At 71.6% G+C, this 13,765-nt stretch carries 15 protein-coding genes; 6 read left to right on the forward strand and 9 right to left on the reverse strand.

Annotated features, from left to right (window positions below; all coding sequences use genetic code 11):
• Positions 1–26: 26 nt before the first annotated feature.
• The gene (locus RM609_RS28490; RefSeq protein WP_311614484.1) at positions 27–995 is read right to left on the reverse strand and encodes a diacylglycerol/lipid kinase family protein; all 969 of its coding nucleotides are present in this window, start codon (positions 993–995) and stop codon (positions 27–29) included.
• Between the two features lie 82 nt (positions 996–1,077).
• Here RM609_RS28490 and RM609_RS28495 point away from each other — a divergent pair, with 82 nt between their 5' ends.
• Entirely contained in the window at positions 1,078–1,578 is a 501-nt protein-coding gene (locus RM609_RS28495) for a hypothetical protein (protein WP_311614486.1), read from the forward strand.
• A gap of 53 nt (positions 1,579–1,631) precedes the next feature.
• Here the strand turns inward: RM609_RS28495 and RM609_RS28500 are convergent, their stop codons facing one another.
• From RM609_RS28500 to RM609_RS28515, 4 genes are all read right to left on the reverse strand, one after another.
• Positions 1,632–2,477, reverse strand: coding sequence for an RNA polymerase sigma factor SigF (locus tag RM609_RS28500; protein WP_311614518.1), 846 nt, complete (start codon positions 2,475–2,477; stop codon positions 1,632–1,634).
• 184 nt (positions 2,478–2,661) lie between these two features.
• Positions 2,662–3,078, reverse strand: coding sequence for an ATP-binding protein (locus RM609_RS28505; RefSeq protein WP_126915983.1), 417 nt, complete (start codon positions 3,076–3,078; stop codon positions 2,662–2,664).
• A 198-nt stretch (positions 3,079–3,276) separates the two neighbouring features.
• Positions 3,277–3,801, reverse strand: coding sequence for a GNAT family N-acetyltransferase (locus RM609_RS28510; RefSeq protein ID WP_311614489.1), 525 nt, complete (start codon positions 3,799–3,801; stop codon positions 3,277–3,279).
• Positions 3,802–3,813: 12 nt separating this feature from the next.
• Entirely contained in the window at positions 3,814–4,074 is a 261-nt protein-coding gene (locus RM609_RS28515) for a UBP-type zinc finger domain-containing protein (protein WP_311614490.1), read from the reverse strand.
• A 53-nt stretch (positions 4,075–4,127) separates the two neighbouring features.
• Between RM609_RS28515 and RM609_RS28520 the strand changes: the two genes are divergently transcribed.
• The gene (locus tag RM609_RS28520) at positions 4,128–5,729 is read left to right on the forward strand and encodes a Na+/H+ antiporter (RefSeq protein WP_311614491.1); all 1,602 of its coding nucleotides are present in this window, start codon (positions 4,128–4,130) and stop codon (positions 5,727–5,729) included.
• Between the two features lie 6 nt (positions 5,730–5,735).
• Here the strand turns inward: RM609_RS28520 and RM609_RS28525 are convergent, their stop codons facing one another.
• On the reverse strand, positions 5,736–6,653 hold the full coding sequence (locus RM609_RS28525) for a 1-aminocyclopropane-1-carboxylate deaminase/D-cysteine desulfhydrase (protein ID WP_311614492.1): 918 nt from the start codon (positions 6,651–6,653) through the stop codon (positions 5,736–5,738).
• A gap of 65 nt (positions 6,654–6,718) precedes the next feature.
• Here RM609_RS28525 and RM609_RS28530 point away from each other — a divergent pair, with 65 nt between their 5' ends.
• Together RM609_RS28530 and RM609_RS28535 are read left to right on the forward strand one after the other, a co-directional pair.
• Positions 6,719–7,630: a glutaminase gene (locus RM609_RS28530; RefSeq protein ID WP_311614494.1), complete on the forward strand. Its 912-nt coding sequence runs from the start codon at positions 6,719–6,721 to the stop codon at positions 7,628–7,630.
• Positions 7,631–7,693: 63 nt separating this feature from the next.
• A complete protein-coding gene (locus tag RM609_RS28535; RefSeq protein WP_311614495.1) occupies positions 7,694–7,915 on the forward strand; it encodes a hypothetical protein in 222 nt (73 codons plus the stop codon).
• A 9-nt stretch (positions 7,916–7,924) separates the two neighbouring features.
• Here the strand turns inward: RM609_RS28535 and RM609_RS28540 are convergent, their stop codons facing one another.
• From RM609_RS28540 to tatA, 3 genes are all read right to left on the reverse strand, one after another.
• The gene (locus RM609_RS28540) at positions 7,925–8,863 is read right to left on the reverse strand and encodes a beta-ketoacyl-ACP synthase III (RefSeq protein ID WP_311614497.1); all 939 of its coding nucleotides are present in this window, start codon (positions 8,861–8,863) and stop codon (positions 7,925–7,927) included.
• A gap of 174 nt (positions 8,864–9,037) precedes the next feature.
• Positions 9,038–10,393: an alkaline phosphatase gene (locus tag RM609_RS28545; RefSeq protein WP_311614499.1), complete on the reverse strand. Its 1,356-nt coding sequence runs from the start codon at positions 10,391–10,393 to the stop codon at positions 9,038–9,040.
• 96 nt (positions 10,394–10,489) lie between these two features.
• Positions 10,490–10,759, reverse strand: a complete 270-nt coding sequence (gene tatA, locus RM609_RS28550) for a Sec-independent protein translocase subunit TatA (RefSeq protein ID WP_311614501.1) — start codon at positions 10,757–10,759, stop codon at positions 10,490–10,492.
• A gap of 168 nt (positions 10,760–10,927) precedes the next feature.
• On the opposite strand from tatA, the gene RM609_RS28555 reads away from it, so the two are divergent.
• A complete protein-coding gene (locus RM609_RS28555) occupies positions 10,928–12,361 on the forward strand; it encodes an LCP family protein (RefSeq protein WP_311614502.1) in 1,434 nt (477 codons plus the stop codon).
• A gap of 92 nt (positions 12,362–12,453) precedes the next feature.
• The coding region (locus RM609_RS28560) for a hypothetical protein (protein WP_311614505.1) at positions 12,454–13,765 on the forward strand (1,312 nt) is incomplete at its 3' end.

The following is a 13,765-nucleotide window of genomic DNA, read 5'->3' on the forward strand; positions in this document are numbered from 1 at the left end:
AGTGGAAGGACTTTAGGCCCTAGCACTCACACAATCACACGCAGTGCACGGCGAACGCCTGTGAACGTCACGCTGGTGCGCAGTCCGAGGTGGTCGCCGTCCATCTGGAAGGGCAGGGGGGCCTGCGAATGCAAGGTGAAGGAGTCCTGGTCATGCAGTGACACAGCGTGTTTGCCCTGAGGGCCGCGCTCCGGCGTCGACGTCAGCAGCTGAGTGCCGTAGCGGGTCGCCGCCGCGGTGGACAGCTTGGTGAATCCCAGCACGTCAAGGGCGGTGTCGAAGGACGCCTGCGGCAGCGCGTACATCGGCCGGTTGCCGAAGTACGTCCATGGGGCCGTGTTGCAGATTATCGACATGACGAGATTCTCGAGTGGCTTCTCGCCAGGCCGTTCGAGGGTGATCGTGCCGTGTCGCCGGTTCGTTTCTCCGAAGAACTGGCGCATCACCTGTCGCACATACAGGGAGTGTGTCGAACGCTTGCCGCGCTCCCGCTGCTGCTCCACCCGGCCGACGACGCCCGCGTCGAAGCCGAAGCCGGCGCAGAAGGTGAACCAGCGGGCCGGCACCGCCTCGTCCTCCGTGCCCGGCGTCCCGCCCGCGAGGCCGAGCCCCACGGTCCGCTCCGAGCCCTCCCGCAGGGCGTCCAGCAGGGCGCCCGTCGCCTCCACCACGTCATTGGGCAGGCCCAGCGCGCGGGCGAAGACATTGGTGGAGCCGCCCGGCACCACCGCGAGCCGCGGCAGACCCTCCGGATCGGGCCCGGAGTGCAGCAGGCCGTTGACGACCTCGTTGACCGTGCCGTCCCCGCCGAGCGCGACGACCAGCTCGACATTGCCGCTCTCGGCCGCCCGGCGCGCCAGGTCGCGTGCGTGCCCCCGGTACTCGGTCATGGCGACGTCCAGCTTCAGGTCGCTGGCCAGGGCGTGCGCCAGGACATCGCGAGTACGGGCACTGGTGGTGGTGGCCGAAGGATTGACCACAAGAAGCGCACGCATGCGCGCCAGCCTACCTACCTGTCGGTACACGGCCCGTCCCAGGCCCGGCTTCGAAGGATTTGCGTACCGATACCCTGCTGGGGTGAGCAGCAAGCAGTCCGCGTCGAAATCCGCCCGGAAGGGTGCGTCCTCAGGGGCCACCGCGAAGGGTTCCCCGGGTGCCTCCGGCCCCGCTCCGGAAGCCGCTGGGCCCCGGCCCGCCCGGCTGACGGCGGCCGCCGGGCTGGTTGCCTTGGAGGGGCTGGCCCTCGCCGCCTCGGGGATCTATCTGTTGGTCATGGGGCTGCTGGGCAAGCCGGACAGCCCGCAGCAGGCCGAGATGGGCGGACTGACCGTCCTCGCGCTGGCCGCGCTGCCGCTCCTCGCCGCGCGCGGCCTGTGGCTGCTGCGGCGCTGGAGCCGCGGCCCCGCCATGATCACGCAGATCATGGCGCTGCCGGTCGCCTGGACGCTCTTCAGCGGCGGCGGTGCCGCGCTGATCGCCGGCGCGGTGGCGCTCGCGCTGACGGCCGTGGCCACGCTCGTCCTGCTGGTGAACCCCACCGCGACCGAGGCGCTCGGCATCGGCCCGCGCGAGTCGTGACCGCCGGCTCCTGACTGCTCCTGCCGGCTCCTGATTACTCCTGTTACTCCTGCTTACTCCTCGATCAGCAGCCGGTCCCGGAGCTGGGCGAGCGTACGGGCCAGCAGCCGGGAGACGTGCATCTGGGAGATGCCCACCTCCTGGGCGATCTGCGACTGCGTCATATTGCCGAAGAAGCGCAGCAGCAGGATCTTCTTCTCGCGCGGCGGCAGATCCTCCAGCAGCGGCTTGAGGGACTCCCGGTACTCCACGCCCTCCAGCGCCTCGTCCTCCGCGCCCAGGGTGTCCGCGACCGCCGGGGACTCGTCGTCCGTGTCGGGGACGTCCAGCGAGAGCGTCGAGTAGGCGTTGGCGGACTCCAGGCCCTCCAGCACCTCCTCCTCGGAGATCCCCAGCTGCTCCGCCAGCTCATGGACCGTGGGCGCGCGGCCGTGCCGCTGGGAGAGCTCGGCCGTGGCCGTCGTCAGCGACAGCCGCAGCTCCTGGAGCCGGCGCGGGACCCGCACCGCCCAGCCCTTGTCGCGGAAGTGCCGCTTGATCTCGCCCACCACCGTGGGGGTGGCGTAGGTCGAGAACTCCACCCCGCGGTCCGGGTCGAAGCGGTCCACGGATTTGATCAGGCCGATCGTGGCGACCTGGGTGAGGTCGTCGAGCGGCTCGCCGCGGTTGCGGAAGCGCCGGGCCAGGTGCTCCACGAGCGGCAGATGCATCCGCACCAGGTGATTGCGCAGCTCCGCCCGCTCCGGCGAGCCGTCGGGGAGCTCCCGCAGCTCGATGAACAGGGCGCGGGCGCCGCTTCGGTCGTGCGGATCCGCGTGCTGGTGCCGCTGCCGGCGCTGGTGCTGATCCATGTGGTCCGCCTGCTCTGACCGCTCTGACCGCTCTGATGGGTCGCTCACCCGCTCCGCCGCCGGGCCGGGCGGAACCGCCGGGTCCGCCGGAGTCGTCGGGTCCACCGGGTCCGCCGCGTCCGGCGCGATGTCCGGATTGAGGTCTTCCGGATCGGGCCGGGCAGGCTGCTGCGGGATTGCCGGAGTGCGCACTCCCCGCGATGACGCAGTACTCACGGAGCCCCCTCTTCCGTCACGGCTGCCCGGGGCCGGCGCCGCGCTTCTTGTGCAGGCTGATGCTCACCGTCCGGTCCTCCGCGACGGTGGAGTCGACTTCGCCGGCCAGGGCGGAGAGCACCGTCCAGGCGAAGGTGTCGCGCTCGGGGGCGCGGCCGTCCGTCGTCGGCGCCGAGACGGTCACCCGCAGCGCGTCCCCGACGAGCCGGAAGACGCAGCTGAGCACGGAACCGGGAACGGCCTGTTGCAGCAGGATGGCGCAGGCCTCGTCCACGGCGATGCGCAGGTCCTCGATCTCGTCGAGGGTGAAGTCCAGCCGGGCCGCGAGGCCGGCTGTCGCCGTCCGCAGCACCGACAGATAGGCACCCGCAGCGGGCAGCCGGACTTCCACGAAGTCCTGGGTCGTCCCAGGCTCGCCAGCGATTGGGGACACCCTCACCTCCAAGGTGGCACAAGCTCATTGAGCTGTCGGGAGCGCCGGTCCCACGGCCCCCGGACGAGGGCGGCGCGGGCCGGTGCGGCACATGGTCCGGCTGAGACGCTATCGCGATCTGCGGTTCCGCGCCGCAGGCCCACGACTGTCACTCATGGTAAACCCGTAAGCACAGACGGTGGGTAGGGCTGTGCGGCCTCAAATCGAAAGCGAGGTCGGCCTGTTGGGATTTTCGTCACTCTGTGCGAGCACCGCAAGGGCCTGGAGCGGTTCTCCCGACAACCGGCGGACGGTCCACTCGTCCATCGCCTCCGCGCCCAGCGATTCGTAGAAGGCGATCGACGGCGCGTTCCAGTCCAGCACTGACCATTCGAAACGCCGATAGCCCCGCTCCACGCAGATCCGGGCGAGCTCCGCCAGGAGCGCCCTGCCGTGGCCGCCGCCGCGGGCGTGCGGACGCACGTAGAGGTCCTCCAGGTAGATACCGTGCGTACCCGTCCAGGTCGAGAAGTTGCGGAACCACAGGGCGAAGCCCACCGTTTCCCGACGGTCCGCGTCACTCTCCGCTATCAGCGCGAAGACCGCCGGGTCCGCGCCGAACAGGGCGTCGCGCAGCTGTTCCTCGGTCGCCCGCGCCTCGTCCAGCGCCCTTTCGTAATCCGCCAGTTCACGGATCATCGCGTGGATCTGCGGGACGTCGGCCGGAGTCGCGGGTCGGATCATGCGGGCATGATCTCAGACGATGTGCTTGTCCTCGTAGCACCAGCGCCAGCTCTGCCCCGGCTCGAAGCTGCGCATCACCGCGTGCCCCGTCTCCTCGAAGTGCCCGGTCGCGTGGCGGTACGGGGACGAGTCGCAGCAGCCCACGTGGCCGCACACCAGGCACAGCCGCAGCTGCACCGGATGGCTGCCCGCCGCCTCGCACTCCGGGCAGGTCGGGGTCAGCGGCGCCGGCTCGGGGCGCGGCAGCTCGTCCACATGCGAACACTCGATCATGATGGCCAGGTTAGAGCGCGCGAGCGGAGCGCGAACGGAAGGGTGGAGGAGCCATGGACGTCATGCCGCTGCTGACGCTGATCGCGGGCGGCGCCGCCGTCGCGGGCGTCGCCCGCAGGACCCCCGTGCCCGCGCCGCTGCTGCTCGTCGCCGTCGGCCTCGTCGCCTCGTACGTCCCCGGCGTACCGGACTACACCCTCGACCCCCACATCGTGCTGCCCCTGGTGCTGCCGCCCCTGCTGCACACCGCCGCCCTGGAGAGCTCCTACCTCGATCTACGGGCCAACCTGCGGCCCGTGGCCCTGCTCAGCGTGGGGTACGTCCTTTTCGCCACCCTCGCGGTCGGCTACGTGGCCTCCCGCGCGGTGCCCGGCCTGCCGCCCGCCGCCGCGCTCGTGCTGGGCGCGGTGGTGGCCCCGCCCGACGCGGTGGCCGCCACCGCGATCGCCCGGAGGCTGGGGCTGCCGTCCCGGATCACCACGATCCTCCAGGGCGAGTCCCTGGTGAACGACGCGACCGCCATCACCGCCTACAAGGTCGCCCTCGCCGCTGCTCTTGGCGCCGGAGCCACCTGGGCCGAGGGCGTCCGGGAGTTCGTGATCGCCTCCGTCGGGGGCATCGGCGTCGGCCTGATCCTCATGGTGCCGATCCACTGGCTCCGCACCCACCTGCGGGAGCCGCTGCTCCAGAACACCCTCTCGCTGCTCATCCCGTTCGTCGCCTACGCCGCCGCCGAGGAGGTGGAGGCCTCCGGGGTGCTCGCCGTGGTCGTGGTCGCGCTCTACCTGGGACACCGGTCCTGGCAGGTCGACTTCGCCACCCGGCTCCAGGAGGCGGCCGTGTGGCGGGTGGTCTCCTTCCTCCTGGAGTCGGCCGTCTTCGCCCTCATCGGGCTCCAGTTGCGGATCGTGCTGCGGGACCTGGGGGCGTACGGGGTGGGGGAGGCGCTGCTGTACGCGGTGATCGTGTTCGTCGCGGTCGTCCTCGCGCGGTACGTGTGGGTCTTCCCGGCGACGTTCCTGCCGCGCGTGCTGTTCCCGCGGATCCGGGAGCGGGAGCCCGACACGGACTGGAAGGCGCCGGCGGTGGTCGGGTGGGCCGGGATGCGGGGTGTGGTCTCGCTGGCGATCGCCTTCTCCATCCCCGTCGCCACGGATGAGGGGGCGCCGTTTCCCGCGCGGAGCCTCATTCTCTTTCTCACGTTCACGACGGTGATCGGGACGCTGGTGGTGCAGGGGCTCACCCTGCCCCCGCTCATCCGCCGGCTGCGGCTGCCCGCGCGGAACGCGGCCGCGGAGACGCTCGTGGAGGCGCAGGCGCAGAGCGAGGCGTCGACGGCCGCGGAGCGCCGCCTGGAGTCGCTTCTCGCGGATGAGGGCAACGCGCTGCCGCAGCCGCTGGCCGATCGCTTGCGGGCCGTGCTGGAGCGGCGGCGCAACGCTGTCTGGGAGCGACTGGGGGCGGTCGACGAGCGGACTGGGGAGTCGGTGGACGACACGTACCGGCGGCTGGCGCGGGAGGTGATCAGCGCGGAGCGGGAGGTGTTCGTGGCTTTGCGGGACGCGCGGCGGATCGACGACGAAATGCTGCGGACGCTGTTGCGTCGGCTGGACCTGGAGGAGGCGGCGGCGTACCGGGAGGGGGAGGAGGGCTGAGGCCCCCTACGGCGCCCCCGTGATGACGGTCACCACCCGCGTGCCGGGTGCGAACGCGCCCTCCTGGGCGAGCGTCGTCAGTCCGTACAGCATCTTCGCCACGTACACCCGCTCCAGCTCGATCCCGTGCCGGGAGGCGAAGTCCGCCGCGAAGGCCTCCAGCTCCGGGGAGGTCTTCGCATAGCCCCCGCCGTGGAAGCGGTCGTCCAGGGTCCAGGCGCCGCGTCGGCCGCCGAAGGCCTCGTTCTGGAGGCGGAGTATCTCCGTCTCCAGGAAGCCTCCCTTCAGGACCGGGAAGCCGATCGCCCGTTGCCCGGCGGACAGCCCCGCCGCCAGGCCGGCGAGCGTGCCGCCCGTGCCGCAGGCCACGCCCACCACGTCCGCGACGCCGCGCAGCTCGCGGCCGAGCTCGGTGCAGCCGAGGGCGGCCGCCGCGTTGCTGCCGCCCTCGGGGATGACGAACGCGTCCGGAGGGGCCAGGGAAGCCAGAACCTCCGGTTCCGCCTTGCGGCGGTACGTCGCGCGGTCGACGAAGCGCAGCCGCATGCCGTCCGCCGCGCAGCGGGCCAGGGACGGGTTGAGCGGGCGGTCGGCCAGTTCGTCGCCCCGGACGACGCCGATCGTGCCGAAGCCCAGCAGGCGGCCGGCCGCCGCCGTGGCCCGGAGGTGGTTGGAGTACGCCCCTCCGAACGTGAGCAGCGTCCGGGCGCCGGACGCGGCCGCCGCGCGCAGGTTGGGCTCCAGCTTGCGCCACTTGTTGCCCGGCAGGTCCGGGTGTATCAGGTCGTCCCGTTTGAGCAGCAGCCGCAGGCCGCGCTCGGCGAAGCGCTCGTCCGTGAGCTCCGTGAGCGGGGACGGCAGAGCCGGCCGCAGCGCGGCGGGATCGGCCGCGCCGGGGGGATTGTCGCTGGTCACGCAGTCCATTTTGTACTCTTGCGATCGCCGACGACGACGTCGGTGAGACACCGCCAGGAAAGCGCAGAGCAGCATTGGACTACCAGGCCGTCCTCGAAGAGGTCGCCGACTTCGCCCGGCCGTTGATCGGCCGTGGCCAGGTGGCCGACTACATCCCCGCCCTCGCGGAGGTGGACACCGGACAGTTCGGCATCGCCGTCGCCGATGTCGACGGCCGCGTGTACGGCGTGGGGGACTGGGAACGGCCCTTCTCGGTGCAGTCCATCTCCAAGGCGTTCAGCCTCGCGCTGGTGCTGGCCGAGGGCGGCGACCGGATCTGGGAGCGGGTGGGCACCGAGCCCTCCGGCAACCCCTTCAACTCGCTGGTGCAGCTCGAGTACGAGCACGGCATTCCGCGCAATCCGTTCATCAACGCCGGCGCGCTGGTCGTCACCGACCGGCTCCAGACGCTGACCGGGGACGCCAGCACGACGATGCTGGACTTCCTGCGGGCGGAGAGCGGGAACCCGGACGTCTCCTTCGACGCGGCGGTGGCCAGGTCCGAGTCCGAGCACGGCGACCGCAACGCGGCCCTGGCCCACTTCATGGCCAGCTACGGCAACCTCGACAACCCCGTGCCGACGGTGCTGGAGCACTACTTCTGGCAGTGCTCCGTCGAGATGAGCTGCCGGGACCTCGCGCTGGCCAGCGGCTTCCTGGCCCGGCACGGGCTGCGGGCGGACGGGACGCGGCTGCTGCCGCGCCGCGAGGCCAAGCAGGTCAACGCCGTGATGCTGACGTGTGGCACGTACGACGCGGCCGGCGACTTCGCCTACCGGGTGGGCCTGCCGGGCAAGAGCGGCGTGGGCGGCGGCATCGTCGCGGTGATACCGGGACGATGCACGCTGTGCGTCTGGAGCCCGGGGCTGGACGCCCGGGGGAACTCCGTGGCGGGTGTGGCGGCGCTGGACCACTTCACGACGTTGACCGGTTGGTCCGTTTTCTGAGGGCGGGTGCCTCTGGTGCCGGCCCGGGTGGTCCGTACTCCGAGGCCGGTGCATGGTGGTGCCATGGAGCATGAGCTGCGCGCCGAGTACATCGACGGCAGGGCCGCCGCCGACCCCCGGGCCGAGATCAAGATCTGGCACGTGGTCCGGGAGGACGGTACGACCGCGATGTGCGGCCGGGAGCTGGAGAGCGCCGCCGCCGTGCGGTCGGCGGACGACTGGGGCAGCCCGGACGTACCGATGTGCCACTCCTGTGGGGCGCTCTACCTGCGTGAGCAGCCGTAGCGCCCACCCCTACGGGCAGTGGATGACCTGCCCCGCGTACGACAGGTTGCCGCCGAAGCCGAACAGCAGGATCGGCGCGCCCGGTGCCACCCGGCCGGAGGCCACCAGCTTCGACAGCGCCAGCGGAATGCTCGCCGCCGATGTGTTGCCGGACTCGGTGACGTCGCTGGCGACGATCGCGTTGACCGCGCCCAGCTTCCGGGCCACCGGCTCGATGATGCGCAGGTTCGCCTGGTGGAGGACGACGGCCGCCAGGTCCTCGGGGGCGATCCCGGCCCGTTCGCAGACCGAGCGGGCGATCGGCGGGAGCTGCGTCGTGGCCCAGCGGTAGACGCTCTGGCCCTCCTGCGCGAAGCGCGACGGCGTGCCCTCGATCCGTACGGCGTGGCCCATCTCCGGGACCGAGCCCCAGACGACCGGGCCGATGCCCGGCTCGGGCGAGGCCGTGACGACGGCCGCGCCGGCGCCGTCGCCGACCAGGACGCAGGTGGTGCGGTCGGTCCAGTCCGCGACGTCCGTGAACTTCTCCACGCCGACGACCAGCGCGTTCGTCGCCGATCCGGCGCGGATGGCGTGGTCGGCGGTGGCGAGGGCGTGGGTGAAGCCGGCGCAGACGACGTTGATGTCCATGACGGCGGGGGAGGACAGGCCCAGCGCGGCGGCGACACGGGCGGCCGTGTTGGGGCTGCGGTCGACGGCCGTGCAGGTGGCGACGAGGACGAGGTCGATGTCGGCGGGGGCCAGCCCGCTGTTGGCCAGGGCCTTGGCGGCCGCCTGGCCGGCCATGTCGGCGACCGTCTCGGTGGGCTCGGCCACCCGGCGGGTGCGGATGCCGACCCGGGTGCGGATCCATTCGTCGCTGGTGTCGACCATGGCGGCCAGCTCATCGTTGGTGAGCACCCTGGCCGGCTGGTAATGGCCGAGAGCCAGTACCCGGGATCCGGTCATCGGCGTTCCTCCTGCGCGCGCGGGGAATGAGGAGCTCCCAGTTTTGACGCTGCGCGGCTGTGGCGAGGTACGCGATCCGCCAATGTTCCGGCGGGTAACTGGTGAGATCCGCACAGGGCCCGGCCGCCGGAGCGGCCGGGCCCTGACCCTACGGGACGGTCACCGGACAGTGCGTCAGCGCAGCGAGAGCGCCGTGCGGATCGTGGTGAACAGCTCGGTCTGGTCGGTGACGCCGAGGACGCGCTGGGACTGCGGGCCCTGGGCGGCGATCCGGACCTCGGTTCCGGTGTGCTCCTGGGACTGGCCCGGAGTGTTGGTGGAGTAGTTCACCTTGAGCTGCTGGCCCTCGTTGGTGATCAGGGTCGAGGACAGGCCGGGCGGGTTGGCCTCCAGCGGCACGATCTGGCTGCTGTGGCCGTGGTCGGCGGTGGTGACGACCAGGGTGTCCGGGTGCCGGTCGGCGTACTCGCGGGCGGCCTTGACCGCGCGGTCGAAGGCGGCGGTCTCGCCGATCTGGCCGCAGGGGTCGGCGGCGTGGTCGCGCTTGTCGATGGAGGCGCCCTCGACCTGGAGGAAGAAGCCGTTCTTCTTGCCCTTGCCGGTGTTCAGCAGCTCCAGCGCCTTGCGGGTCTGGCTCTCCAGGTCCGGGGTGCCGGCCTTGCGGTCGGGGTTGTTCGTCACACAGCGCTGGGCGGCGGTGCCGCCGACGGCGGCGCTCTTGCCGGTCCACTCGACGGGGACGTTGCCGTCGGCGAAGAGGCCCAGCACCGGCTTGCCGGCGCGCGCCGACGAGAGGCCCTTGGCGTCGGTCACGATCTGGTAGCCCAGCTTCTGGGCCTGCTGGGTGACGGTCATGCCCTGGTAGCGGCCCTCGGTGATCTTCTGGTCGAAGCGGGCCTTGCCGCCGCCGAGGAGGACGTCGACCTTGTGGTTGACGCTCTGCTCGGCGATGGAGCCCGGGCCGCCCTTGGCGACGGTGTCGTTGGGGCACGCCTTCATGTCGGCCGGGCCCTGGCAGCTGCGGTCGGTGGCGTGGGAGGCGAGCACGGCCGGGGTGGCGTCGGTCAGCTCGGCGGTGGTGACGCTGCCGGTGGCCAGGCCGCCCCGCTGGGCCAGCTCCAGGATGGTGGTCATCGGCTTGTCGGTGCCGGGGGTCTTGGATATCCGGCCGTTGACCGTCTTGCGGCCGGTCGCCCAGCCGGTGCCGCTGGCGGCCGAGTCGGTGACGTAGTCGGGCTTGCCGTTCTTGTCGACGGCGTACGTCGTGTAGGCGCCCGTCATGGGGAACTTGTCCATGTTGAGCCGGCCGGCCGCGCCCACGGTGTAGTCGCGGGCCAGGGTGATCTCCGAGTCGCCCATGCCGTCACCGATGAGCAGGATGACGTTCTTGGCCTTCTTCGGGGTGTGGCTCGAGACGTCCGACGGGCCGTGGTGCTCGGCCGCCGAGGCCGCGGCGGGCACCGCGATCCCGGCGACGAGCAGCGCGGCGGCGCCCCATGCGAGACGGCGTCGGTACGGACGAGAACCCATGGTCTGTTCCTTCCTGGAGGTCCGGGCGGGGTGCGCGGACGCAGGAAGGACACCAGGGGCGGGTGTACCGCGGGGGACCTCCAGGTGGCCTGGAGGTCACCGGGTGCTGTCGACAGCGCTTCCCTGTGCGGCCTGCGGGGTAGGAGCGGCGGAAGCGGCGGATGAGGTCGCGGCGGGAGCGGCCGAAGAGGCCGCTACGGGCGCTTCGGCGTCGTCGCTCTTCATCGCCTTGGCCTCGCTCTTGAGGATGCGCATGGACTTGCCCAGGGAACGGGCCGTGTCGGGCAGTTTCTTCGACCCGAACAGGACGACCATGACGAGCACGACCACGAGAATGTGCCAGGGCTCCAGGGCGTTCCGCAGCATGACGGCTCCACCGCCTCTCTACCGATCTCTACCGGCTCTTGTGACGTTCTGACCTGATGGCTGACCACACAATACTTGCTAGATTGCGCAACTGGACAACCAAAGTTCGTGACAGCCCGTCCTACCGGGCGGAACGGCACGAACCGGGGGAGCGATGAGGGTACGGACATGACGGGCACGCGAGGCAGGCCGAGGCATCGGGTGCGGATCGTCACCGTGGTCGCGGTGTCGTTCCTCCTGCTACTCGTCGCCGGCGCCGGATGGGTGTACCTGCGGCTCAACGGCAACATCAGCACGTTCGACGCCGACGGCCTGTCCAAGGACCGTCCCGGCGCGGGGGCGGCCGGCCAGAACGTCCTGGTGATCGGCTCCGACTCACGGTCCGGCGACAACGCCTCGCTGGGCGGCGGCGAGGGCGACGTGGGCCGCTCGGACACCGCCTTCCTGCTGCACGTCTACGGCGACCGCGAGCACGCCGTCGCCGTCTCCATCCCCCGGGACACCCTCGTGGACATCCCGTCCTGCCGGCTCCCCGACGGCGGTTGGACGAACGAGCAGCAACACGTGATGTTCAACTCGGCCTTCACCGTGGGCGGCTCACCCAAGGGCAACCCCGCCTGCACCCAGAACACCGTCGAGCGCCTCACCGGGCTGCGCGTCGACCACACGGTCGTAGTCGACTTCGCGGGCTTCTCCGCGATGACGTCCGCCGTGGGCGGCGTCGACGTGTGCGTCCCCAAGGACGTCTACCGGGGCGACCTCAACCCCAACCTCGGCTCGCGCGGCGATCTCATCTTCCACCAGGGCCGGCAGACCGTCTCGGGCCAGAAGGCGCTCGACTACGTACGGGTGCGGCACGGCATCGGCGACGGCTCCGACATAGGACGCATCCAGCGCCAGCAGGCCTTCCTCTCCTCGCTGATCAAGAAGGTCCGGTCCCAGGGCTTCAAGCCCACCACCCTGCTCCCGCTCGCCGACGCGGCCACCAAGTCGATGACCGTGGACCCGGGGCTGGGCTCGGCGGACAAGATGCTGTCGTTCGCGATGTCGCTGAAGAACATCGACCTCCACGACATGAAGTTCGTGACCCTGCCCTGGCGCTACGACGGCGACCGCGTGGCGATCGTCCAGCCCGACGCGGACGCCCTGTGGGCCTCGATCCGGGCGGACCGGACGATCGACGGCAAGGACGCGGGCCGGAAGGGCGCCGGGAGCGGGCCTTCCCCTTCGGGTTCTGTCTCCGGCGCGGGGGTGAAGGTCTCCGTCCGCAACGGCACCACGGTCGACGGGCTCGCCGCCCGCGCCGCCGCCTCCCTCAAGAGCAGCGGCTTCGAGGTCCTGGATACCGCGACGGTCGGCTCGCAGGACGAGTCGGGCACGGTGATCGAGTTCGGCTCGGGCGAGGCGGGCAACGCGCGGACCGTCGCCCGGCTCTTCCCGGGGGCGTTCGTACGCGGCGCCGACATCAGCGGCGTCGTGATCACGCTCGGGCGCGACTACGCGGACGCGCCGTCGTCTCCACCCTCGCCGTCGCCGTCGGGTACCCCCAGCGGCGCCCGCTCGGCGGATGACGACCCCTGCGCCAACCTCTCGTACGGCTGAGACGCAACGGACACAACGGAACCTATATGCCTGATTGATCCGTTTTAGTGGTAGGTGCACAGTAGACCGTGAAGACGCCGAGGAGTCATGCCATGTCCGCCGTCGCTGTCCCCCGGGTGCTCGCCAGGTCGTTCCGGAACTGGCTCGTCCCCTTGATCGCAGCCCTGCTGACCTGCGCCGGCGCGCTGCTGTACGCCCCCGCCGCGCACGCCGCCGACACCGGGCTGGACGCCGCGGCCCAGGCGCTGCGCAAGGGCCCCGTCTACGTCGACCCCAGGGCCTCCGCGCAACTGCCCGCCGCCGACGCCGACGCGCTGGCGAAGAAGATCAAGGACGCGGGCAAGCCCGTCTTCGTCGCCGTGCTGCCCAACGCCCCCGAGTTCCCGCAGAGCACGGTGCTGCGCGACCTGCGCACCAGGGTCGGGATCGCGGGTGTCTACGCCGTCCACCTCGGCGACAAGTTCAACGCGGCCGGCGACCGCTCGGTGATGTCCCGCAACGCCGTGAGCAACCTCGTCGGCTCCGTCCAGCGGTCCGGCGGCGACGCGAAGACGCAGCTGAACGCCTTCGTCGACTCGGCCGACCGGACGGCCAGGGGCCACGCCCCCGGCTCCTGGGGCGGCGGCACCCAGGGCGTCGGCGCCACGGGCCTGATCACCGGCGGCGCGATCGTCGTCGCGGGCGGCGCCGGGGCGTACGCCCTCTACCGGCGGAACAAGCGCAAGCGCGAGGAGCGCGAGCGCGCCGAGCTGGACAAGCTGCGCGTGGTCGTCGACGAGGACATCACCGCGTTCGGCGAGGAACTGGACCGGCTGGACTTCACGCCCTCCGAGGCCGGTGCCACGGACGAGATGCGCGCGGACTACGCGCGGGCGCTGGACGCCTACGAGGACGCCAAGTCCCGGATGGCGGCTGCGGGCAAACCGGAGGAGGTCCAGGGCGTCACCGAGACCCTCGACAACGGCCGCTTCGCCCTGGCGACCCTGGCCGCCCGCCGCACGGGGGCGCCGCTGCCGGAGCGCCGGCTGCCCTGCTTCTTCGACCCGCGCCACGGCCCGTCCGTCCAGGACGTCCAGTGGGCACCGCCGGGCGGCGCGCTCCGCACCGTACCGGCCTGCGCGGCGGACACGGCCCGCCTCGCGGACGGCCAGGAGCCCCTGACCCGCCAGGTCCAGACCGACGCGGGCCCCCAGCCCTACTGGAACGCGGGCCCCGCCTACGGCCCCTGGGCAGGCGGCTACTTCGGCGGCGGCCTGCTGCCGGGGCTGCTGGTGGGCACGATGCTCGGTGGCCTGATGACCGGCCCGGCGTATGCCGCTTCGGGCGCGGATTACTCCGGCCCGGAGGGCGGCGACGACACGGGCTCGGACTTTAATCCGGATGATTTCGGGGGTGGCGGTGGAT

This window comes from Streptomyces hesseae (genome assembly GCF_031845785.1).
GTDB classification, from domain to species: domain Bacteria; phylum Actinomycetota; class Actinomycetes; order Streptomycetales; family Streptomycetaceae; genus Streptomyces; species Streptomyces hesseae.